Origin of the sequence: Candidatus Sororendozoicomonas aggregata (assembly GCF_031528575.1) — a bacterium.
In the GTDB taxonomy this organism is placed as follows: Bacteria; Pseudomonadota; Gammaproteobacteria; order Pseudomonadales; family Endozoicomonadaceae; genus Endonucleibacter; species Endonucleibacter aggregata.
Genome location: NZ_JAVLSP010000021.1, coordinates 21,830 through 43,593, shown reverse-complemented (window position 1 = coordinate 43,593; position 21,764 = coordinate 21,830). Strand labels below are relative to the sequence as shown.

Sequence of the window (21,764 nt, the reverse complement as noted above, 5' to 3'; positions counted from 1 at the left end):
TAGCGCCCGTAGCGAGGATTACGAGAAATTGAGGATAAAAATTTCTGCTTCTGAGGATAATAGTGGGGCTATTTGACAAAGAAGCAGGAATTTTTAGACCAATTTATCGCAACCGCAGTAGGGCAGTCTATTCTCGGACAGGCTCCTAGGTAGTAGAAAATAGCTACTTGTTAATTAGCGCTTACCCCATTGTACATAATAACGGTTAAACCATGCCGGAGGGTAACGCCTGAGTTCAAGGAATAAGGGGACAAGGACATAAGCCAGCGTGATTTTGACGCAGATAAAACAAGGAACCTCCAGACAACTTAGCTATCTTTCTGATACCTAACTCTGATGGCTAACTCTGATAGCTAACCATGAACGTCTACCTGAATTATTAGTAATTTTGGCTACTATACTTTTTGATGTCAATGATTTCTATTTGATTTTAAAACCAAAATATCATAATAAACTTATCTGTAATTCCAATAAGACACTTGTTAATCAAAAGTGAAATAACGGGGGCGAGTTTACAGCCCGCGCCAAGGTATCAGAGGCAGTGAACGCCAGTGTGTTTTTCGCAAAGCCTTATGCCAGCTACCAACGAAAACACCAGCGAAAACACCAGCGAAAACACCAAGGGTATTATCCGTCGAACCTGACCCAGGAAAATGACTATTGGAGGGTTGGCAGACTAACCCGGATATTTCATAAACATGCTCCTGGCCTTGCTTGCTCCTTGCGGTTCTAAGGGCAGTTTATGAAATATCCGGGCTAAGAAGTAGTGAAACTGAACCATTACTTACTACTATGCCCAGGAAAGTATCAGGAGGTCTGCCCCCCCTTTGAAGTCTATACTGGAAAGTCAATTGCGCTTATTGCTTAAACCCAGCGTCAACTATGAAGGCATTTTCTTTTTTTGTGCTTTTCTATCTGCTCTGGCTTGTTGCTTTTTCTCAGCTATTGCATCGTATAATCCAAATTAAACTGTCTCCTTACCGTGTAGACATTTACTACTTGACCAAACTTTTTATATTCTTTTACCTTATCTTCCACACCCTCACTCAGAGTTTCCGTAAAGAATAGTGCGGGAACCCCTTTTGATGTAACTAATTCCTTATAAAAGTTAGCATGCTCTTCAAGTTGGCGTATCCATCTTTCAATATCGAAGCCGCCATCACCCCCTCTTTTATATTGAAAAAATCCAAGAAATTCTAAATATTGAATAAATTGATCAGAGAATTCAGCAATCTCTTCTGGAAATTCAGGCTTATTTTCCTGGTAAACATTCATATGAAATTCGGAGAAATAATAGGAACGCAAACGATGCTCACCCTTTTTATTGACATAAGAACCGTAATTTTTATCATCCAGATAACCTTGAGCAACCTCATCAATCTTTTTATTTATTTTAGAGTCTTCTGGCAGTGACCCAGAAAAAGAGAACCCACAAAAAATAAACGATAAAACCACAGCAAAACCAGATAAAAGTCTTTTCATGTTTTTAACACCTGTCATTGGAATCATTGACCCTACTATAGACTAAAGCAACGTTTTTGTATTTTTTAGTCAGTTTTTGGTGAGGTCTGTGTATTTCACCAACCGTTTACGTTTCTTTTAGGGCATTCGCTGAACATATTGAACATCAGGTATTTAACGATGTTGTCAAAAGGGATGGCTTTTAAATCATCTCCATTAATAAAAGCAAGTTGTGCATTGTTGCGGTTAATAGCGTGTCTGCTGAGCTAAACGCAACCTTAAAGGCAGGTTCAGTGCCAGAGAATGGGCTTACGGATAAGCGAATGGATCTCGCGGAGTGTGGCGAACCACCGTGACATAAACGTAAAAAATGACTCTTCACGCTACTTTTCTATTCCTCTCGTTGCACCTGTCGCACTTGAGACGCTAACCTGGCATAATCCAAAATATTCATAGTAGAGGCTGCTTCAACCAGAATTTCATTAATCCTGTTAGGATAAAAAGTCTCATTCAATGTAATACCCTCATCTGAGCTTTGCGAAACGGTTGCTGTTATAGCCTGAGGCGTTTGAATGGTGGAGACACGAGCATTGCCCGTGGGAGAATGTAGCTGAGATGCCGTCATGGCAGAGCTACCGACTATGACTCCCTGAGTTATGCAGTTAATTCTATTTCCATTAGGCAGTACCTGACTACTGTTGGTGACAAAAGCTGTCTGACAGACAGAACAAATCCCACCAACTCGAGTGTTCATGGGGTGGGCGTCTCTGCTTTGAGTGTCCATGGGCCGGGTGTCACTGCTCGTGTGTAGTATAGGCATAAGGTGTTGTGAAAATTCGTGATCTCTTAAAGCCAGTGCGGTAGGAAAAGATATCCCACAGACACCGCATGGGAAGGAGGCGTAAGGTCTAGGGGGCAGGGGGTAAGGTTGGGATGCGGCGCTGGCACTGTGTATACGCTCTACATGGCGTACATTTGAGGCTCGTCTGGGGGGGCGAACACCTGCTGGAGTTCCTGTGTGTGTTAACACGATGTGGCGGCTTAGCTCTCGATCGCTCCTGCACACATACAAACATAAAGAACAGCGAAATCGATCAGGCATGGCAGAATGTCCTCTGAATCTCCCCCGAAGGATGTCGCGAAAGTAGTGCCGCACAAGTAGTGAGCAAAGCTGAAACAAGGCAAAAAGAAAAAGCGGCGTTTACAGGGAGTCAATAAGCATTTCGGTCACTTTTTAACCCGGATATTTCATAAACTGCCCTGAGAATCGCGCGGAACCTTGCGGCTCTAAGGGATTTTGCGAAGGAGCGCCGTACCGGGGAGTACGGTCGACCGAGCGAAACTCCCTTAGAGCCCCAAGGAGCAAGCAAGGCCAGGAGCATGTTTATGAAATATCCGGGCTAACACCCTATCAGAAAATTTCTACAGAAGCGATCTTGCTTCTCTTTTTCCGGCAACTTCCAGGAGCCCGTCCGAGAATAGACTGCCCTACTGCGGTTGCGATAGGAAGTGGACAAAGCCATCAGCCAGGGCGTTACCCGGCGTGAGTTTATCGACACCCTGACCCCTCGCCCGCAAAAGCTGGGATGGTGGGGCAGGCAGATTATCGTGGATTCAAAGGGGGCGGCGCAGGTGGTGGAGATGGGCAGTCCCTGGCGATTGCGGACGATTTACCAGGCCAACGTGCAATCAGCTTATATGGCCGGGCGTTACAAGCAGCAGCTGGAGAACAGCGACGCCCGGCCTTACTGGATGTATGTGGCTGTGCTTGACGCCAACACCCGCCCCAGCCACGGGGCGATGAATGGCAAGGTGTTTCATTACACCGACCCCGTCTGGCGCAGCCATTACCCGCCCAATGGCTGGAGCTGCCGCTGCCGGGTCCGGGCCCTGAGTAAGAGGTGGCTAAAATCCCTGGGTGCCCGTGTCAGCTCATCACAAGGCAAGCTCAGCACCCAGACCGTGGAGTCAGGCTTTGACCAGCGCACCGGTGAGGTTTATACCCATGAGGTGATCAGCTACAAAGACGGCAGCCAGGGCATGACGCCGGACGCTGGCTGGAGCCAGAATGTGGGAGAGCTGGCCTATGGCACGGATATGGCCCTGATGCGGAAAATCACCCCGGTGCAGGACGTTGAGCTGAGGACGCAGGTGGTGCAATCCATCAATAACAGTGCGCTGAGGCATGAGGCATTCGCCAACTGGGTGGACAGGGTGCTGGATCAGAAACGGGCAGGCCACTCGGCGCAGGCCATCGGTTTTGTGGATGAAGCCGTTGCTGCAGCCGTGGCTGAGCGCACCGGTCAGGTGGCATCGAGGGTTCTGGTCATTAATGAGAAGCAGCTGGTGCATGCCGACAGTAAAAAGCACGAGATTGGTGGAGTAGCGTTAAACCGCGAGGAGATTAAAATCCTGCCGGTATTGTTGGCTGAGTATGATGCGGTGTTTTGGGACAAGAAACATAACAACCTGATGTATGTTCGGTTTGATGGAGAGGGGGCAATGGTGATGTTGCCGGTGAACCCAACTCGGCGAGTAAAAAAACATAAAAACAAGCTGGATTTGCTAATGAACGCATTCAGAGTGAAGGATCGAAGGGTGTTTACTGATCCAAAGCGGTTTGAAAGGTTACGGTAGCGGGAGGCCGGCTGTCCCTCCATCACTTATCCTGCTGCCAGGGCAGGCCTAGGTCGCTGGCTTACCGTCTAACTGTTTCCAGCGGTCGCTACCGAACCTGTGTTAAGGATAACATATTGCTACAGGCTATTGGTTTTAAAAAAAGCAAAAAGGAATGACGTTATGTCGGGATTCAAACCCCTTATTCCATGGATTGGCGGAAAGCGAAAACTGGCCCACTGCCTGCTCCCCCTGTTTCCAGATCATCATTTGTGTTGAGCTGGTTTGTGGGAACTGGGCGCAGGATGAGCGCCTGTCCGGTCAGGTATCACAGGAAGGGTTTGGTTTTTAGTGGCGGGGATAATTGTTGACTTTGTAGGTATGGTAGTTATAATAACCACCATACCTACAAATAAGGGGGCTTGATGCAAAGCAGAGAAGTTATACAAAAGTTGAAAAAAGAGGGTTGGTATTTAGTCAGAACACGTGGTGATCACCACCAGTTCAAACATCCGGAAAAAAAGGGCAAAGTCACTGTTCAGCATCCGGTAAAAGACCTGAATATCATGGTTCTTAAAAGCATTTGGAAACAAGCGGGCTGGTAACAGCTCCTTTAACTTCTCAGTTAACAAGCCAAGGAGACTATTATGCAATACCCTGCATACATTGCGAAATCTGAAAAAAGCGGCGAATATGGGATTGCCTTCCCTGACGTTGATGGATGTGTTGCCAGTGGCAATACCTTTGATGAGGCGCTGATAAATGGCAAGGCTGCCCTTGAGTTTCATATAGAGGGCATGGCTATAGATGGCGATAATATTCCTGTGGCTGGCTGTATTGAGGACTACGTAAGCCTGCCTGACTATAAACAGGCAGTATGGGCTTTAGTTCATGTTGATGTTAACCAGTATTTAGGAAAGGCGGTGAAGCTCAATATTACGTTGCCACAGTACCTGCTGACACGCATAGATCATATGGTAAAGCACTCACCCGACTACGGATCACGTTCCGGCTTTTTGGCAGAAACGGCGATCAAAGCGCTGTTTTAAAAATGAACTATACCGCGATCATTGAGCAAGACGACAACACTTATATGGTCAGCTTTCCTGACATACCGGAAGCTTTGACCTGTGGTGATACATATGAGGAAGCATTGAGCAATGCTGCCGGGGCATTATTAACGGCTTTTGACTTTTATTTTGAGGATCAGCGACCGATTCCCGAACCCTTCTTTTCCGGGAAGGGTGAAAGCATCCCGGTGCCTGTTAGTGTATGGGCAAAGGTACTGGTTTTAAACGCTATCGTTGAAAGTGGTTTGTCTCAGTCAAAACTGGCTCGCTTAGTAGGTATCAGCAAACAAGAAATGCAGCGGGTAATCAACCTCCATCACAACACTAAAATCGACCGACTGGCAGAGCTGATGACGGCGATGGGTAAGCGTATGGATGTTGTCGTGAATTAATGAGGATAACACAACTCTGGCAAGCTGTTTTTAACAATCCAACAAAAAGCCCCTTAGAGCCGTTCTAAGGGGCTTTTTGTTGGGGTGGTAAAATGTGTGGTACTTCTTTTCTGATAAAATAAAACGTACCCCGTTTACGACCCCTTTAACGGCGATGTTTGTGTTCTAGTATCAGGTGATCGTTGTTATTGCTGTTGCCATCAATACCGGAAGCCAGATCAGGATGCGAAAAATGGTCAGGTAACATTCGGTTTGTGATATCTGCTGGTCAAGGTGCTCTGTGGTTTGTTTAATGACCTGTTCAATATTTTCTGAATGGTGATCCATAGTGTAGCTGTTCATGATCAGTTGAACGCTGAAGGCACCTGATACTCCTCACTGTTCAGAAACTCAACAAACCCGTCGAAATACGTCTGAGCTTTATCGACTGGGAACAGTGGCATCAACTGATGAGCGACAGACTCCAAGGTGGTCGAACCTTGGTTAATTCGCGACAGCCTTTCCTTTCTGGGGTGCTTGCGTGGAATGAAATAAAAGTACCTCTAGAGTTATAAATATACTTGCATTTAATAACTCTGGAGTTATAATACTCATAAGTTCATCAGATGAGGTAACGAGGTGAATAGTCGAGAGCTGATAAAGGAAATGAAGGCGGCAGGCTGGATGCTCGATAGAGTAAGAGGAAGCCACCACATTTTCAAACATCCCAGCTTCAACCGGTCAGTACCGGTTCCACATCCTCGAAAGGATTTGAAAAAGGGAACACTGGAAGCGATACGGAAACAAGCAGGGCTTTAAGCCCTGCCTCAGCTCAGACAGACCTTGTACAAAGAGGGAAAATTATGAAATATCCAATCGCTATCGAGTGGGGAGACGACCAGTACGCTACAGGAATTGCTATTCCTGACATTCCCGGAGCGATCACAGCGGGCGACACTTTCGAGGACGCATACCTTGCTGCGGTGGAGGTTGCCCATATCATGCTTGAAGAAATGATAGAGAATGGGGAAGGTGTTCCAGAACCTTCTAGTGTTACCGATCTGAAAGTAAGCCCTGATTATAAAGACTGGGGGTGGGGTATGATCGAAATTGACGTTACACCTTATCTGGGCAAGTCTGAGAAAATTAATGTCACTCTCCCTGGAAGTGTCATTAATAAAATAGATACCTATGTTCGCAGCCACAATATTAAAAGCCGCTCGGCCTTTCTGGCAGACGCAGCGCTTGAAAAACTATGGGCGCGATGACTACATATAGGGAGGAAAAAAGGGAACTGCTATGCCAAGCACCATCGAATTACGTTTAAACGCCAATGAAACCCTCCACGCGCTCAATGATTTGGTCGCTGCCGGCGCTGACCTGTCGCCGGTGATGCGCCAGGTGGCGGGTATTCTGGCCGATGCGGCGGAGCAGGCGTTTGCCAGTGAGGCTGATCCTACCACCGGGCAGTCGTGGCAACCGTTGACGGAGGCCCATCAGGCAAAGCGCGAAGAGAAAGGCTATACCGGCCCGACGCTGCAGATGACCGGCCAGCTGGCGGCCTCCATTCAGTCAGATTACGGCAGGGATTACGCTCAGGTGGGCAGTAACCTGGTCTATGGGGCGATTCATCAACACGGGGGCACGGCTGACATGAGGCCAGCCAATGCCGCTATTCCTGCCCGTCCCTTCCTGGGGGCCAGTGATGAGGATCGGGATGAGATCCTGGATATATTGCAACGTCACCTGGCCGACCGCGCCTAATCAAAAACGCCTTTAAAACCCTTTCCTGCATCCTGCCCCGTATTCTGGGGCTATGAATACACGCAACCCCCAAATCAATGCCCTGGCCATTCTCAGCCAGTCGCCGTCCCCGGCGACCGGGCTGGGTGTGCTGAGTGGCCGGATTAAACTGTCGTCGGCTGATGGCTGGGCACAGCTGTTGCCCGCCGGTGCTTTCTCGGCCGTGGATGGCCGCCCCGACGAGGTGCCGGGTGGGCAGTGGTTCCTGGATGGCGCCACGGCCCTGAAGCTGATCAACCAGGTCAGGGGTCTTACCAATGACCGCCTGATTGATTACGAACACCAGACCCTCAACGCTACCGACAACGGCCAGCCGGCCATTGCCGCCGGCTGGTTCAATGCGTATGAGATGCAATGGCGCGACGGTGACGGGCTGTATATCAAGCCCCGCTGGACGGAGAAAGCCCGCGCCCATATCAAAGCCGATGAGTACCGCTACCTGTCGGCGGTCTTTAACTATAACAAACAAACCGGTACGCCCACCTCTATTGAGATGGCAGCGCTGACCAATTACCCCGGCCTGGACGGACTGCACCCGGTGTCCGCGCTCACAGGTCAACTTAACCCAAAGGAGAACGCCATGGATGAATGGCTGAAAAAACTGCTGGCCCGTATCGGTGTTGAGGTGACCGATGACAAGGTCACCGATGAGCGGGGCCAGGCAGCCCTCAGCGCGGTGGAGTCACTGATCGCTAAAGCTGACAGCGCTAAAACCCTGAGCGCTGAAGTCGCTGCCCTCAAGGCTGGCAAGGCGACATCAGGTGACGATCAGGTGGATCTGACTCAGTACGTGCCCAAGTCGGTCTATGACCAGGCGGTGGTGGAGATCGCTACCCTCAAGGGCGAGAACACTCAGCACTCGGTGGATCAGGTGATCCAGACCGCGATGGGCGAGGGCCGGGCCTTCAAACGGGAAGAGGATTACCTCAGGCAATTTGGCCAGCAGCAGGGCGAGGCCGCATTGACAGCCATGCTGTCCCAGCGTCCGGCCATGGCGGCACTGAAAGGAAAACAGACCGACCATCTGGTCAAACCCGGCAGCGGCAAAGACCCTGACCTCACTGCCGAGGAGCTGGCGGTACTGAAGGCAACAGGGCTCAGTAAAGCTGACTTTATCAAGACCCGGGACGAAGACTGAGCGCAAAAAAAGGATAAATAACGGTTATGAATATTTCAGAAAATGCCCTGAAGGCCCTGTACAGCGCGGTAAAAACCCATTTCAACCAGGGTCGCAACACCCACAAGCCAATCTGGGACAAGGTGGCGACACTGGTCAACTCCACCTCCGGGCAGGAGAACTACGCCTGGCTGGGTGAGTTTACCCGGCTGAAAGAGTGGTCTGACGAACGTACCGTGGACACGATGGCGGTCTACGACTATAGCATCAAAAACGTCAAGTATGAGGCCACGGAGGGGATCAAGGCGGAGTACATTGAGGACGACACCTACGGCGTGATGATGCCCAAGTTCACTGATATGGGCTACGCGGCGGCCACGCATCCCGATGAGCTGGTGTTCCAGCTGCTGGCGGCGGGCTTTACCACCACTTGCTATGACGGGCAGTACTTCTTTGACACCGACCACCCGGTGGGCGCGGAGGGTGAAGAGGTCTCCGTCGCCAATGTGTTGATGCCTGATGACCAGAAGGATAACAAAGCCCCCTGGTTCCTGCTCGATACTAACCGCCCCCTGAAGCCGCTGATCTTCCAGAAGCGCCGGGACTACCGCCTTCAGGCGAAAACCAATCCGGCTAATTCTGACGCGGTGTTTATCAGCGACACATTCTTATACGGCGTGGATGCCCGCGTCAGTGCCGGGTTCGGGTTCTGGCAGCAGGCCTTTGCCTCAAAATGTGAACTGACCAGCGATAACTTTGGGTAGCCTGAGCCTGAGCGCCACGGCCAAACAGTTCCCTGAGCTTCGCTTTACCTTTACCGGCCTGTTTGTGACACCTGACAGCAAGGCCCATCCGGAGGCGGACTTTTCTGCCTGGCAGACCCCCCTGAAAGCGGGCGTGGAAAACACCACGGCCCTCCTGGATGGTAAGCCGGTCAAGCTGATCAGCCTGGAATACGACCAGGCCAACCAGGTGACCTATGAGGAGTACGTGGGCCACCAGGAGGTGATGATCACCGATTACCAGCCCACCGGCACCCTGGTACTGGAGGCGGGGACACTGAGGGACTTTAACCCGTTTGTGCTGGCTAAATCCGGCAAGCAGGTGGCGTTCAGCCTGACCCATGGCGCCGCCGGTAACCAGGTGCGGTGGACAACCACCGCCTTGCAGATAGGCCGTCCCACGTATGCGGACCAGAACGGCACGCTGACGTACTCCGTGCCTATCCGGCCGGTGGGCAGCGCTGACCAGTTAATCACGGCGTAACCGGCCATTAATTACCGTTTAACCCGGAGTTAAACCATGTTCAAGTTTATTCCCGAGCGCATCATCAAGGGCTGGCCCGCCCATATCAACGTGGCCATGGACGACGGGCGCAGCAAGAGTTTTCCTGTCACGCTGGATTTGAAGATGCTTCCGTCTTCGGAGTATCGGGCGCTGGCGGCGCGGGGGGATGAAATGATCTTCCCGGAGATTGTTAAAGGCTGGAGTGGTATTCACGATGAAGCGGGAACGGCCCTGCCATTCACTGAGGATAACTTGCGACATCTCACCAACCACCCCGGCTTTGCCCAGGCGGTAATGCGTGCTTATTTGCGGGCGTCGTCCGGTGAGGCCGCCCGAAAAAACTGAGGGAGGCGGTCAGCCATATGCTGGCCGCCCCTTCCCTGACCCCTGGGGACCAGCAGGCACTGGCCGACGATCTGGCCGCCTGGGGTGTCACCGACGACCCACAGCCCCAGCCCGACACCGTCGAGGTCTGGGAAGAGCACCGGGAGGCGTTGCTGTGGTGGTTTTCTGGAGGGGCACAGCTGAAATGGCTGGCCACGGCAGGCGGGATGGTCTGCCAGGGACTGGATGTGGTTGCCCTGCGGGCCGATGCCACGCTCAGCGGTCGGGATGTCACCCCGGAGGATTACCAGCGGATGCGACTGATCGCCACGGTGGTGGCTGAGACACTGAACCAACAGGCAGAAAAGCGCTATGGATGATCTGAACCTGGTATTACGGCTGTGCGCCGACGGCAAGGGCTTTGTCGGCGAGGTGCGCCAGTCTGCGGCTACCGTGAAGCAGCTGGGCAAGAGCGGGCAGACGGCGGCCGGCCAGCTGAACCGAACCAGTCAACAGGTGCGGCAGCTGGGCATGCATGGCCGGATGGCCACGGCCCAGATTAACGCGGCACAGCGGGAGACGCGTCTGCTTGACGGGCGGCCAGCCAGTGACCGACGGTGAAAACCAGGGCGGCGTGGTCAATATAAAGGAAGCGACGCCGGATATTCCCGGCTGGCTGAAAACGGGGGATCTTATCCAGATTGGCAATCATATGCACCTGTTGACCCGTGACGCCGATACCGACAGTTCGGGCAAGGCCAGCCTGCGCGTCACGCCGTATCTCAGACAGATGCCCAGGGCGGGCACCACGGTCATCACCGCGGGTTGCGCCTGTTTGATGCAACTGGAAGCCAGTCAAAACTTGCCGAGGCGCGTGGACACTGGCCGCCGTTATCTGGCGTCAATGACACTCAATTTTGTGGAGAAAATCGGATGAGGGTGTTTCCCGACACGCTGATTAGCGCGTACCAAAGCGCCCATCCCAATCTGCTGTTTCTGGTGGCGCTGGACTGGCCCAGTGGCATGGTGCGCGCTCATACCGGCGTGGGTGAGGTGAAGATCAACCAGGCCACCTGGCAGGGCGTGGGCAGCCTGGGAGAGATCGGCGCGTTCACTGACGATGATGAATTGGGACGCTCAGAGCTGACTCTGGCCTTGAGTGTCTTTGATAAGGCGCTGCTGGCGGAAGCGTTCCGGCGCGACGCCGTGGGCCGTGAGGGGATGGTTTAGACAGCGGTGCGTGATGAAAACGGTCAGCCCGTTGAGGCGTCTTTTACTCCCATGTTTGCCGGGTATATCAATGACGTTAACACGGTGCTCGGTAACCATGAGCAGCCGCGAAATTGCGGCGTTGACGGGTAAGCAACATAAGCATGTTAAACGTGATATTGAAAGCATGTTTAAAACACTGGAAATTAATCCGTCCACTTTTGGGCGCATTTACACAGACCAGAGAAACCGGGAGCAGACAGAGTTTTTACTCCCACGTCGTGAGTGTGAAATCTTAGTGACTGGCTATGACGTCAAACGCCGGTCTGCCGTGATAGATCGCTGGATGGCTCTGGAGTTGGCATCCAGAAGGAATACCCCGGTAATCCCGCAGACCTATGCGGCAGCACTGCTTGAAGCTGGAAGGCTGGCGCAACTGGCAGAAGAGCGGCAAAGACGGCTTGATGAGCAATCTCCGAAAGTCCGGTTTGTCGAAAAATACTGCGCAACCAACGGTAGCAAAACATTCCGGCAGGTCGCCAAACTGCTGTGTATTAAAGAGCCAGAGTTCCGCAAATTTCTGGCTGACAACAAGATCATGTACCGGCTGAATGATGGCTGGGCAGCTTATCAGTGTCATATCACCGCAGGTCGGTTTGAGGTAGTGGCAGGTGTTTCCGGCAATAAATACAACTACACGGCGCACAGGTTTACGGCTAAGGGGATCGAGTATGTGGCCGACAAGATGGCAGCAAAGGCGCTGGGTAAACAATAAAACCATTGTCGTTTGTTTTCGTGAGTGACGGGACGCTGAAATCCCCGTGCCTTGATGGTCGCGCCCTGGCGGGAAAAAACGCCTGCCGCCGATGCTGCCGGCGGTTTACCAGTTCCGTGCCCGTGCCCAGTGGCGGGATGTGTACTCCAGCTGGCAGAGCGTGACCCAACGTTTATCGGAAAATCTGACCGTCCCCACAGACCTGACCTTTACTCCCGGCGATAATCCTGGCATTTCCGGGCTGTTAAGCTGGTCTGGCAACGCGTCCATTTACCGGGTGACCATCACCGCCAACGATGACGGGGCAGTGCCGGTGCTGACTCAGGTGACGGGCGACAGGTACCAGGTGCCGGTGCTGAAAGTGGGGGACTATGAGGCCAGCGTGGTGGGTCTTGGGCGTGTCGAGGAGTCCGGTGTCGCGACACTGACTATCAGCATTAAGGCGCCGGATGCGCCCGCCAATGTCGTTTTCTCGGCCCTTGACGGTGACTCGTCCAGCGCCGGGGTGGTGAGCTGGGATGCGGTGCCCGGCAGCAGTGGCTATCAAGTGCGGCTGTGTGATGACAGCCACGTGATCGTGACCAGTAAAGTCACGGATAACCGCTGGTTAATCGCCCCGTTAACACCCGGTAACTACATGGTAAAGGTAGCCAGTATCAGCCAGCGGGAAGCGGCTATCAGTGAATACAGCAGTGTCACCTTTACCCTGTTTGGGTTGAGTACGCCCGGCGGTCTGACGGCTGAGGAAGTCCTGACAGGCTCGGGCATTCAGATTGTCAGCCAGGTGATCCTGACGTGCGATGACGTACCCGGGGCGACCCGCTATGAGTTTGAGTACCAGTCCGTGGGCCATGCCAACTGGACGGGGATACAATCAGGCCCGGCCCACACGGCCACGGTCAATGCCATAGCGCCGGGCACCTATAACGTCCGGGTGCGGGCGGTGAATGATATTCGCCAGTCGGGTTATGCCACCATCACTTTTACTATCGTCGGCACGCTGCGCCCGCCGTCAGCCCTGACCAATCTCAGGTTGCACGCCCAGGCGGGAACCCGTGCCAGCCTTAGCTGGGACGTAAGTAATGACCCTGATGTGCTCACCGGGGGGTCTATCCATGTGCGCCACACCCATATCGTTGGTGAGGGGGCCACCTGGGACAGTGGTACGCAAGTGACTGACCGCCTGCCTGGCAACGCCACCCTCTCCGAGGTGCCGCTCCTCTCGGGCACCTATCTGGTGAAATCGGTTAATGCCAGCGGCTTTTACTCGAAAACGGCCTCGGCAGTGGTGTCAAATATGGCCGGTGCCATTGGCTACAACCGGGTAGAAACCAGGGACGAGCCGAACGACTGGCCGGGCGACAAGAACAAGGCGACAGTGGGTCCTGGCGGTTCGTTAATCATGAAAGAGACAGGCAATCGGTTTATTGACCCTGATCCCCCCTATTACGTTCTGTCAGAGCCTCTGGACTTGAAGGCCGTGGTGACGGCCAGGGTCACCCTGGAAGTGGACGCGTCCGTATATATAGAAGACACCATTGATGATCGCGCCGACCTGATCGACGACTGGCCCTTGTTTGACGGGGAAATTCCCGATGATGTTTCCCTGCGCTATGAGCTGAGCCAGACCGATGACGACCCGACGGGCATAGACGTCCAGTGGTCTGAGTGGGTGCCTTTTATAAAGGGCGAATTCAGGGGCAGGGCGTTCAGGCTGAGGATTACCCTGCAAGGTAAAGCCATGGGTTCAGCGGCCACGTTGGTAGGATTAAAGCTCATTGCGGACGTGCAGGGCCGCATTGAAAAGGGCGTTAATATCCAGGCGACAACGGCAGGCTATACAGTGAGCTATGGAACACCGTTCCTGACCCCTGCCAGTATTACCATCACCGCCCACGCCCTCCCAGAAAACGGACGTTGGCAGCTTAGCGGACAGAGCCGATCCGGCTTCACCATTAAATTCTATAAAGGAAACACGCCGATTGCCGCCGACTTTGACTACCAGGCCATCGGCTACGGAGAATCCCAATGAGCCAAACGGATACATTTTATCTTCCTAACCTGGCGGGCGCCCCATTTCGGGCGTTGCTGAACCAGATTCTGGCGGCATTGTCAGCGCAGAACTCAGGCTCGCAGGAGCCAAAAGACCCCTTTGCCGGGATGGTGTGGCTCGATACCAGCAAAAAACCGCCGGTGTTTCAGATGAGAAACGCCGATAACAGTGGCTGGGTGAAGATCTTCACCGCTGAAACGCCGCCCACCAAGGGCCAGGTGGGGCTGGGTAATGTACCCAACTACGGCGCCACCAGTGACCTGGCTGACGGTTCTGAGAATAAGCTGTTGCTGGCCAAGGCGGGCAATACTTTGCAAGAGAGCAAACTGGCAAAAAATGCTCAGGCTTCTGACAGCGCCAAACTTGGCGGTAAGCCTGCCAGCACCTATGCGGAAAAGGCTGGAACGTACTCGAATCTGAGGGCACAGGCCACCACAAAAGCGGATGTTGGTCTGGGTAGCGTGCAAAATTACGGCATCACCGACAGCATCAACAGCAATAACAGCAAGCAGTACCTTAGCGCCAAGGGCGGGTATGACCTTAACCAGGCCAAGGTAAATAAAACGACCACGATCAACGGTAAACCGCTGTCGGATAATATTACCCTCAGCGCTGCCAATGTGGGGGCCATCCCGTCATCGGGTGGTAACCTGGGTGGCGCTATCAACTTTACGCCGGACACTGGTGATATTATCACTCTCGATGGTAAGTCTGCCCTGCGCCGGATCACCCAGGGTGGGGGGCTTTCCCTGGGGTGTGCTCATACGCTTATTCTCGGTTGTGGTGAGTCGTGGAAGACGCTGGCTGACAATGTATCAGCCACGGCGGAAGAAACCCACATTGGATCAGATACCAGCGCGTACATTTACACCAATCTTCAGACGGGATGGGATGCCCGCAAGGGGTTTGAGTTTCAACAGGATGGGGGGTTTTTGCCGCCCAATATAGACAAAACCCGGCATAACCTGTCGGTTTACAGTACTTCTGAGACTTACTCAAAAGGCGAGGTTTATAAGAAGTCGGAGACCTATAGCCGGGCTGAGGTGGATGCGGAAATTCCAAAAAGTGGCTATGCGTTGCTGGATTTTGGCACGATCACTACAGACGAAAGGCATGTTAAAGATAACCCTTTTGGTAATAATACCCCAGTACAGGTTATCGCCGAATGCCAATATCAGGGAGTTTGGTCAGCGATACCTGTAGTCCGTATTGGTCATTCTGGCTCATCAGGGGTAAACGCTCTGTACGTTGAGAATGAGGGGATTGTTGTACAAACCGCCAGACAATCGTTAGCCACTAACTCAAATTATCAGTGCAATGCTTTCGAAGATCTTGATGGCTATCTTCATGAGCTACCCTGCAGGGTTCACGTTTGGCGTTTGACTCCGCCGTCCTCTTAATTTTCCTCGCATAGGTTTGAATCAACTTCCAAAAAATAACTGGTTACGTTTAATCAAACCTATCTACTTTTTATACGACATATACCCCATACTCTGTTATCAAACCTATACGCACCGATTTACCAAACCTACCTTCCCCCCACAAATCCCAAACCCATCGACGCGCTACACACACTGTAAGGGGAAGATAGGTTTGGTATTGGGGCTTGGGTGTGGGATTAGCCGGGAAAGGTTGGGAATAGGTGGGACGAATTTAGTGGGTAAGCCTTGTGTAGTGGGCGTTTGCGGTGATTTTTGTGGGTCCCTGGGGAGTGATGGGGCTGTAAGGCGGTTTTGGGCAGGCGGGGCTGATATCGTCGTTTATTGGGGGTGTCCGGATGGCGCAGGCCTGGTGGCCGTAAACCCTGTTTAACAGGGGCTTAATGGGGTGTTAGGGGTGGCTGTTGGGCTGGTCCTGGGTGCTTCAAACTTGAAAGTAGCGAATGGGTTTGGTATTCCGCTTTCAACTTCCGGTAAATCCAGTAAAATCAGTAGCTCTAGCGCTTTTTAAGTTGGAAGCACTTTCAACTTAAACTTGAAAGTGCTTGTTTGAATGATGTTTACTCTCTGTTTTTTTGCTCATACTGAGCAGTTGTATTTTTAGGAACTATGACTGTTTGGTTACCGCTTCCTGTATTGATGATGTTAAAACCTCCTGCAACTTCAATAGGCTCCCTGTTTTCAGGTGTCGTATCATACTGTTTCTCCACTAACTCTTCCGCGATGACTCTGGATTCTTCTATAACGGCCTGCATGGCTCGTTCTAAATCATTGATCCTTTCTGCCATTCTTTTTTCCTTAGCCTCCTGCGCTGGAAGCAATGAGTCTGATGAGTGGTTGTGTATTTTCTGGTTTGTTGGAATGTATATAAAGATCATATGCTGCCGCTATTAGATTTGCCCTCTTATCAGGGCTCGGGTTAATTTTTGCCTTTTGCAAGGCTAGTTCAACCGTTCGAACAACGACAGTAAGATCATTAGAGCAAAAATTTTCCTCGTTGCTTGGAGTCTCCTTTCTTAGCATTTCCCCTGATCCAGTCAACACCCAATTCATGTCTACTTTCGGGAAACTATTCGCAATACCGCAAAGCATTACGCATGATGGTTTTTGTTTCCCCAGTGTTACGTCAGACATAAAAGTGTTGGAAATGCCTGTCTTCAAAGCAAATTGGTACTTCTTAAGCCCGGTATGTTTCAGTACTGCGTTAATTCTATCGTTCACGGTTTCAGTCATATGGTAATTTTCTCTTTACATTTCCGCAATGACGTATTAATGTAATAACCGTAAGAGGGTTATGGATAAGTACGCATTTGATGCAGCAGTACGGATATTACAAGGAAAATGCAGTTGGGTTAAGCAAAAGCGAGGTATAAATGGCCACTATATTGATCGAACTCAGTACTGAGCCGGGTCTACAGCTATTCAGACAGGTGAAAGCAGGGCTGACGCTCAAAGGCCTGAGCTTTACAGAGGGCTGTCAAATGGCGGGCTTGCATCGTGAAAATTGTCGGCGAGCTTTGTACGGACTTTGGAATGGTCCAAAGGCTCACGAGGCTCGTGAGAAAATCTGCCAGATTGCGGGGTTTAGCCATGACGAATGAGTGGTTTGAACCAAAAAAGCTGGCGGGCTTACCACTCATGCCTTCAACTGTGCAGGGAGTAAATTTCCGCGCTGGCAAAAGTGAATGGAAATCCCGCAAACGCCAGGGGCGGGGTGGTGGTCGTGAATACCACATCTCCAGCCTCCCCAAAGCTACCCAGCGGGCCCTGAAGATCAGCCAGACCAAGAAGTCGCAGGCGGCGGCTTTGAGGCAGCAGGCGGGGAAGGCCGTGGCATTGTCCGCCAATGTGTCCGAAACCGAAGGCCAGGTGCAGCAGCTGGCGGCGTTTAACGGGCTGGCTCCCAAAGAGCAGGACCGGGTGCGGGCCAGGGCGGATGTGCTGGCGGCCTGGGAAGCGTTTACCGCCAGTTACGATACCATTCGCGCGGGTACCGATGCGTTTGTGCTGGCCTATAACGGCGGTGGCATTGCCCTGGAAGATGAGGTGCGGACCTGGGTGCCGAAGGTGAGCCGCAATGGGTTGTACCGCTGGAAATCCGTCTATGCGGAAAAAGGTCCTGCTGGCCTGGCTACCCAGTATAAGGCGACTCGCCAGAAAATGATCGAGTCCCAGCCAGAATTGCTGGCCTTCGCTGAAGCTCTGGTGGCAAAGATGCCCCACATTACCCCCACCAATATGCGCGATGCCATGCACGGTGAGTTCTGCCTGAAAGACGATGACCGGGGGGTGACCATTCCCAGTGTGCGGGCGGTGCAAAATTGGCTTTCTCACTGGAAGGCAGAGAACCATCGGTTGTTTACAGCGGTGGCCAACCCTGATGCCTATAAGAACAAGTACAAGGCAGCCCCAGGCAATGCCAGCGAGAACGTGGTGCGGCTCAACCAGCGTTGGGAGCTGGATTCCTCCCCGGCAGACATTCTATGTACTGATGGCCGGTTTACCCTGATTGCCTGTGTGGATGTGTACTCCCGCCGGGCGGTGATGAAAGTGCGCAAGACTTCCGACAGCTATGGCGTCGCTCTGACCCTGCGCCGGGCCTTGCTGGAATGGGGGGTGCCGGAAGAGGCCAAGACCGATAACGGGGCAGACTATAAAAGTCAGCATATCCGCATGGCCATGGATACCCTGGGGATTCACCAGATCTTCGCCCAACCCTATGCCGGTGAGCAAAAGCCCCATGTGGAGCGGTTTTTCAAGACGTTCCAGCACAGTCTGTCGGAAATGCTGGAGGGCTATATCGGTCACAGTGTGGCTGAGCGTCAGGCCATTGAGGCGCAGTTCAGCTTTGCTGACCGGCTGACCAAAAGGGCGCAGGGCGTGATCAAGACCACCCTCAGCAGTGAAGCGCTCCAGGAGAAGTGTGACCGCTGGCTCAACATCTATATGCACGAGGACCACAGTGGCCTGAATGGGCTGAGCCCCGTGGAGGTTGTACGGGCCTGGGCGGAGCCGGCGCGCACCATCAGTAATGAGCGGGCGCTGGATATGCTGCTGGAGCCGATCCCCGGCAACAAGGGCGAGCGCACCATGCAGAAGAAAGGCATTGCGGTGAACAACCACTGGTATCTGGCCCCGGAGCTGGGCGCGCGTATCGGCGACCGCTTTATTGTGCGCTTTGATACGGAAGACATGGGCCGCATCTATCTGTTTGAACTGGACGGCGCATTCCTTTGCCAGGCCGAATGCCCCCGCCTGACCGGCATCAGCAATGAAGATATGGCCCGTGCCATGAAGGCTCACGAGAAAGGCATTGCCGAGGCCAAGGCTGAGCTGCGCAAGAAGGCACGCAAGATCAACCAGGGTGCGCTGATCGAGAATGCCCTGACCTATAAAGAGCAGCAGATTGAAGCGAAGTACGAAAACGTGACGGCCTTACCCCAGCGCGGTGTAGAGCATGAGACGCCTTACCTCAGTGGAGCCCAGGCGGCCGTGGATGCAGCAGACGAGCAGCCCGGTGTGGCACCTGGCTTTGATGCCCAGGGCAACCCCGAGCCGGAAGTGGAAATGGCCATGGTGGACTACATGAAGGAGCGCACCAGTGGCATGGAGGAAGCGGAAGACGCCCACGGGCGGATGCGTCGCTGGATTGCCCTGGAGAAGCGGGTGGAAGCGGGCGAGACCCTGAGTGAGTTTGAGCGGACCTGGAAGGAGCGGCACGAGAAGAGCTCCGAATGGCGCGGACACAAGCTGGTACTGGATGCCTTTGGGGAGATCGCGTTTTCTGAATAGCGTTTCAGACTAACAACAACAGCAAACAACGGTAAACAACAGGAAGGACCCATGACCATAGAAAACACGTTAACCCTCACGGGGGTTTGGGGGCGCTGTGTGTGCAGTAAAAGGGAAAGCAAAGAAAGGCGGTTAGAGAGCAGCGGTAACTGCTCAACAACCCAACGGGCAGAACGCCCATCAACAAAAACAAAGGTTTGTTAATTATGAGAAATATTACTGTCCCTGTCAAAAATATTACCAAGCTGTCGGCGCAGGGTGACGCCCTGCTCAATGCCCCCATGCGCCTGACTCACCGCCTCGGTCTGATCTGGGGCAATACCGGCGACGGCAAAACCACGGCGGTGTCCTGGTTTGCGGTGCAGCATTCGGCCTTCTATGTGCGGGCCATGGCCGCCTGGCGTACCCCGTCGGCGTTGCTGCGGGCTATCTGCCGGGAACTGGAGATCCAGCCACGGCGCTGCCTGGGTGACATGCTCAACGATATTAACAACCAGCTCTCCATGGAGATGCGCCCGCTGTTTATTGACGAGGCGGACTATCTGGTGCGCTACCCCGATATGCGCGACACCATCATGGACCTCCAGGATATGTCCACGGTGCCCATCATTCTGGTGGGTATGAAGGATATCCGCAGCGAGATCAAGAAGTCCGAGAAGTTCGATAACCGGTTTTTGATTGATGTGCATTTCACCCCACTGGACAAGCAGGATGCCCGGGTGCTGACCAATGCCCTGTGTGAGGTGGAGGTGGCCGATGACCTGCTGACCAACCTCTACAAGTTCGCCAGGGGTAACACCCGCCGGATCACCACAGGGCTGTACCGCATTGAGCAAGTGGCGGAGCAGCTGGGAGTGAAGCAGATGGATTTAGCGGCGTTCAAGGCAGCGAAGGGCACGTATTTTCTGGGCGTGGCTGCCTGACTCTCTTGAAGAATAGCCCCGTTAACGGGCGGGTAAACCGGTTGTAACCCGCGATAAAGCACAACAAAAAACAACTATAAGAGCGAACAACCATGGGTGCAAACAACTATTTTAACAAGCACACCGGCGAGGGTCGCCAGCAAGGCCAGGGCCGTCACTGGCGGGCGGATGGGCAGTCCGCGCGGGCGGCGTTGTGGCAAGCATTGCGGGAAATGGCACCGATCAGGGTCAACCGTTTGTATGCCGCCGCCCGTGTTACGGACAAGCCGGGCATTTTATACCTGGATTTGCTGGAGCGGGCGGGCTATGTCTGGCGGTCGCCGGGTAAACCGCGCACCTGTTATCTGGTGAACAATACCGGCCCTTTGGCACCTGTCGTCTGTAACCGCAACGGGCGCTACCAGCTGCGCGATGAGAACACCGGCCAAACGGTGGATGTGCCCGACACCATTGATTACTGGCCCGGCGAGCCCGACGGCCCCCACAGCCCGCGCCATAAAACCTGGCTGGCCATGCGGATGCTGCGCACCTTTACCGTGGGAGAGCTGGTGATGACCACGGAGCTCGATGCTCCGGTGGTGGAAGCACAGGTGGCCGAGCTGCACGCCTTTCATTACCTGCGGGAAGCGCCAGCCAGTGATGGCCAGGCCAGCTTTATGCTGCCGTTTCATCGCAACACCGGCCCCCGGGCTCCCGTGGTGAGCCATACCCTGCACCTTTTATATGACCACAACAGTAAGGAAGTGGTCACCCGCGACTTTTCTGCCACAGAGCAGGCCGGAGCTACAGGAGTGTTGAATCATGGATAACGTACAGCCCTACATAAAGGAAGAGTGGCACCTGGAGTTGCAACGGGTGTGTAAAAAACTGTCGAACCGGCAGGTGGGTAAACGGCTGGATTGTTCGGCCTCGCTAGTCTCCCAGGTGTTGCACGGCAAGTACCTGGCGAGCCGGATTGATGCCTTTCGGGACAAATTCCGGGGTGCCTTTATGGGCTACTGCGTGCAGTGCCCGGTGGTGGGCGAGCTGGCCCGGGACAAGTGCCTGGGGTTTCAGCAGCGTGACTTCTGCGCCACCAACCCGACCCGGGTGCAGCTGTACCACGCTTGCCGTGGCGGTTGTGAACATTCACGCATTCCACTGGAGGAGGTTTTTTAGATTAGTTAGCGCGTGACCCGTTGTTGACCGTAGCTGTGATGTATCACTCATTGATAACAGGAAGGAAGCACCCATGTCTGCACAGGCAATCACTAAAACGCACCGCCGCAACTGCCAGCAACGCTTTATCAGCAACGCCCTGACACTGGCCAGCCATGCGGTGGAATGCCTCCAGCGCCAGGGCTTTACCGTTGAGTCGGTGGACGTGTCACAAGGGCAACCGAGGATACGCATCGGCTATGAGCGTAACTGCATCCTGCTGGGTCAGCCGGTGGTGAGTAACCGCCAGCAGCAGGCCGTGTACCGGGTGCAGTTCCGCCACTGCCAGGTGAGCTGGCTGGGGCAGTGAGATGAAAAACGACGGGA

At 53.4% G+C, this 21,764-nt stretch carries 31 protein-coding genes and 1 pseudogene; 27 read left to right on the top strand and 5 right to left on the bottom strand.

The annotated features are described in order from the left end of the window. Positions 1–496: 496 nt before the first annotated feature. Positions 497–868 (top strand): annotated as a pseudogene (locus V4C51_RS17920) (hypothetical protein); the annotation flags it as partial. Between the two features lie 74 nt (positions 869–942). Here V4C51_RS17920 and V4C51_RS06345 read toward each other — a convergent pair. Continuing rightward, positions 943–1,482, bottom strand: coding sequence for a hypothetical protein (locus V4C51_RS06345; RefSeq protein WP_330925301.1), 540 nt, complete (start codon positions 1,480–1,482; stop codon positions 943–945). Between the two features lie 370 nt (positions 1,483–1,852). Beyond that, the gene (locus tag V4C51_RS06340) at positions 1,853–2,215 is read right to left on the bottom strand and encodes a hypothetical protein (RefSeq protein ID WP_330925300.1); all 363 of its coding nucleotides are present in this window, start codon (positions 2,213–2,215) and stop codon (positions 1,853–1,855) included. A 755-nt stretch (positions 2,216–2,970) separates the two neighbouring features. On the opposite strand from V4C51_RS06340, the gene V4C51_RS06335 reads away from it, so the two are divergent. The 5 genes from V4C51_RS06335 to V4C51_RS06315 all read left to right on the top strand — a co-directional run bounded on the left by V4C51_RS06335 (position 2,971) and on the right by V4C51_RS06315 (position 5,539). Then, positions 2,971–4,098, top strand: coding sequence for a phage head morphogenesis protein (locus tag V4C51_RS06335; RefSeq protein WP_330925299.1), 1,128 nt, complete (start codon positions 2,971–2,973; stop codon positions 4,096–4,098). A 154-nt stretch (positions 4,099–4,252) separates the two neighbouring features. Beyond that, on the top strand, positions 4,253–4,429 hold the full coding sequence (locus V4C51_RS06330; RefSeq protein ID WP_330925298.1) for a hypothetical protein: 177 nt from the start codon (positions 4,253–4,255) through the stop codon (positions 4,427–4,429). A 73-nt stretch (positions 4,430–4,502) separates the two neighbouring features. Continuing rightward, complete coding sequence (locus V4C51_RS06325) at positions 4,503–4,682, top strand: type II toxin-antitoxin system HicA family toxin (protein WP_330925297.1); 180 nt, start codon at positions 4,503–4,505, stop codon at positions 4,680–4,682. A 42-nt stretch (positions 4,683–4,724) separates the two neighbouring features. After that, positions 4,725–5,126: a type II toxin-antitoxin system HicB family antitoxin gene (locus tag V4C51_RS06320; RefSeq protein WP_330925296.1), complete on the top strand. Its 402-nt coding sequence runs from the start codon at positions 4,725–4,727 to the stop codon at positions 5,124–5,126. A gap of 2 nt (positions 5,127–5,128) precedes the next feature. After that, complete coding sequence (locus V4C51_RS06315; protein WP_330925295.1) at positions 5,129–5,539, top strand: type II toxin-antitoxin system HicB family antitoxin; 411 nt, start codon at positions 5,129–5,131, stop codon at positions 5,537–5,539. Positions 5,540–5,710: 171 nt separating this feature from the next. On the opposite strand, the gene V4C51_RS06310 is transcribed toward V4C51_RS06315, so the two are convergent. After that, the gene (locus V4C51_RS06310; protein WP_330925294.1) at positions 5,711–5,881 is read right to left on the bottom strand and encodes a hypothetical protein; all 171 of its coding nucleotides are present in this window, start codon (positions 5,879–5,881) and stop codon (positions 5,711–5,713) included. Between the two features lie 276 nt (positions 5,882–6,157). Here V4C51_RS06310 and V4C51_RS06305 point away from each other — a divergent pair, with 276 nt between their 5' ends. From V4C51_RS06305 to V4C51_RS06235, 15 genes are all read left to right on the top strand, one after another. Continuing rightward, the gene (locus tag V4C51_RS06305) at positions 6,158–6,337 is read left to right on the top strand and encodes a type II toxin-antitoxin system HicA family toxin (RefSeq protein WP_330925293.1); all 180 of its coding nucleotides are present in this window, start codon (positions 6,158–6,160) and stop codon (positions 6,335–6,337) included. Positions 6,338–6,381: 44 nt separating this feature from the next. Further along, positions 6,382–6,786, top strand: coding sequence for a type II toxin-antitoxin system HicB family antitoxin (locus V4C51_RS06300; protein WP_330925292.1), 405 nt, complete (start codon positions 6,382–6,384; stop codon positions 6,784–6,786). Between the two features lie 31 nt (positions 6,787–6,817). Further along, on the top strand, positions 6,818–7,282 hold the full coding sequence (locus tag V4C51_RS06295) for a phage virion morphogenesis protein (RefSeq protein ID WP_330925291.1): 465 nt from the start codon (positions 6,818–6,820) through the stop codon (positions 7,280–7,282). Between the two features lie 52 nt (positions 7,283–7,334). After that, entirely contained in the window at positions 7,335–8,459 is a 1,125-nt protein-coding gene (locus V4C51_RS06290; RefSeq protein WP_330925290.1) for a phage protease, read from the top strand. Between the two features lie 26 nt (positions 8,460–8,485). Then, positions 8,486–9,202, top strand: a complete 717-nt coding sequence (locus V4C51_RS06285) for a Mu-like prophage major head subunit gpT family protein (protein ID WP_330925289.1) — start codon at positions 8,486–8,488, stop codon at positions 9,200–9,202. Next, positions 9,195–9,704, top strand: coding sequence for a hypothetical protein (locus tag V4C51_RS06280; RefSeq protein WP_330925288.1), 510 nt, complete (start codon positions 9,195–9,197; stop codon positions 9,702–9,704). The genes V4C51_RS06285 and V4C51_RS06280 overlap by 8 nt, the downstream gene beginning before the upstream one ends. Before the next feature lie 36 nt (positions 9,705–9,740). Beyond that, on the top strand, positions 9,741–10,070 hold the full coding sequence (locus V4C51_RS06275) for a hypothetical protein (RefSeq protein ID WP_330925287.1): 330 nt from the start codon (positions 9,741–9,743) through the stop codon (positions 10,068–10,070). Positions 10,071–10,087: 17 nt separating this feature from the next. Next, on the top strand, positions 10,088–10,429 hold the full coding sequence (locus tag V4C51_RS06270) for a hypothetical protein (protein WP_330925286.1): 342 nt from the start codon (positions 10,088–10,090) through the stop codon (positions 10,427–10,429). Beyond that, positions 10,422–10,670, top strand: coding sequence for a hypothetical protein (locus tag V4C51_RS06265; RefSeq protein WP_330925285.1), 249 nt, complete (start codon positions 10,422–10,424; stop codon positions 10,668–10,670). The genes V4C51_RS06270 and V4C51_RS06265 overlap by 8 nt, the downstream gene beginning before the upstream one ends. Then, complete coding sequence (locus V4C51_RS06260; RefSeq protein WP_330925284.1) at positions 10,657–10,986, top strand: hypothetical protein; 330 nt, start codon at positions 10,657–10,659, stop codon at positions 10,984–10,986. The genes V4C51_RS06265 and V4C51_RS06260 overlap by 14 nt, the downstream gene beginning before the upstream one ends. Then, complete coding sequence (locus tag V4C51_RS06255) at positions 10,983–11,279, top strand: hypothetical protein (RefSeq protein ID WP_330925283.1); 297 nt, start codon at positions 10,983–10,985, stop codon at positions 11,277–11,279. Before V4C51_RS06260 ends, V4C51_RS06255 begins: the two co-directional genes overlap by 4 nt. A gap of 6 nt (positions 11,280–11,285) precedes the next feature. Next, positions 11,286–11,411, top strand: coding sequence for a hypothetical protein (locus V4C51_RS06250; protein ID WP_330925282.1), 126 nt, complete (start codon positions 11,286–11,288; stop codon positions 11,409–11,411). Further along, positions 11,377–12,033: a phage regulatory protein/antirepressor Ant gene (locus V4C51_RS06245; protein ID WP_330925281.1), complete on the top strand. Its 657-nt coding sequence runs from the start codon at positions 11,377–11,379 to the stop codon at positions 12,031–12,033. Before V4C51_RS06250 ends, V4C51_RS06245 begins: the two co-directional genes overlap by 35 nt. A 91-nt stretch (positions 12,034–12,124) precedes the next feature. Continuing rightward, positions 12,125–14,065: a fibronectin type III domain-containing protein gene (locus V4C51_RS06240; RefSeq protein ID WP_330925280.1), complete on the top strand. Its 1,941-nt coding sequence runs from the start codon at positions 12,125–12,127 to the stop codon at positions 14,063–14,065. Further along, positions 14,062–15,486, top strand: coding sequence for a hypothetical protein (locus V4C51_RS06235; protein ID WP_330925279.1), 1,425 nt, complete (start codon positions 14,062–14,064; stop codon positions 15,484–15,486). Before V4C51_RS06240 ends, V4C51_RS06235 begins: the two co-directional genes overlap by 4 nt. A 599-nt stretch (positions 15,487–16,085) precedes the next feature. Here the strand turns inward: V4C51_RS06235 and V4C51_RS06230 are convergent. Continuing rightward, the gene (locus tag V4C51_RS06230) at positions 16,086–16,313 is read right to left on the bottom strand and encodes a hypothetical protein (RefSeq protein ID WP_330925278.1); all 228 of its coding nucleotides are present in this window, start codon (positions 16,311–16,313) and stop codon (positions 16,086–16,088) included. Positions 16,314–16,323: 10 nt separating this feature from the next. Continuing rightward, complete coding sequence (locus V4C51_RS06225; protein WP_330925277.1) at positions 16,324–16,758, bottom strand: helix-turn-helix domain-containing protein; 435 nt, start codon at positions 16,756–16,758, stop codon at positions 16,324–16,326. Positions 16,759–17,115: 357 nt separating this feature from the next. Here V4C51_RS06225 and V4C51_RS06220 point away from each other — a divergent pair, with 357 nt between their 5' ends. The 6 genes from V4C51_RS06220 (at position 17,116) to V4C51_RS06195 (ending at position 21,747) form a co-directional block, all read left to right on the top strand. Beyond that, positions 17,116–19,317: a DNA-binding protein gene (locus tag V4C51_RS06220; protein ID WP_330925276.1), complete on the top strand. Its 2,202-nt coding sequence runs from the start codon at positions 17,116–17,118 to the stop codon at positions 19,315–19,317. Positions 19,318–19,368: 51 nt separating this feature from the next. After that, positions 19,369–19,521, top strand: coding sequence for a hypothetical protein (locus V4C51_RS06215; protein ID WP_330925275.1), 153 nt, complete (start codon positions 19,369–19,371; stop codon positions 19,519–19,521). 2 nt (positions 19,522–19,523) lie between these two features. Then, positions 19,524–20,240 carry an ATP-binding protein gene (locus tag V4C51_RS06210; RefSeq protein ID WP_330925274.1) on the top strand — a complete coding sequence of 239 codons (717 nt, stop codon included), beginning with the start codon at positions 19,524–19,526 and terminating at the stop codon, positions 20,238–20,240. Between the two features lie 92 nt (positions 20,241–20,332). Then, the gene (locus V4C51_RS06205) at positions 20,333–21,049 is read left to right on the top strand and encodes a hypothetical protein (protein WP_330925273.1); all 717 of its coding nucleotides are present in this window, start codon (positions 20,333–20,335) and stop codon (positions 21,047–21,049) included. Then, positions 21,042–21,398, top strand: coding sequence for a hypothetical protein (locus tag V4C51_RS06200; RefSeq protein ID WP_330925272.1), 357 nt, complete (start codon positions 21,042–21,044; stop codon positions 21,396–21,398). Before V4C51_RS06205 ends, V4C51_RS06200 begins: the two co-directional genes overlap by 8 nt. Before the next feature lie 73 nt (positions 21,399–21,471). Beyond that, complete coding sequence (locus V4C51_RS06195; protein WP_330925271.1) at positions 21,472–21,747, top strand: hypothetical protein; 276 nt, start codon at positions 21,472–21,474, stop codon at positions 21,745–21,747. Positions 21,748–21,764: the final 17 nt, after the last annotated feature.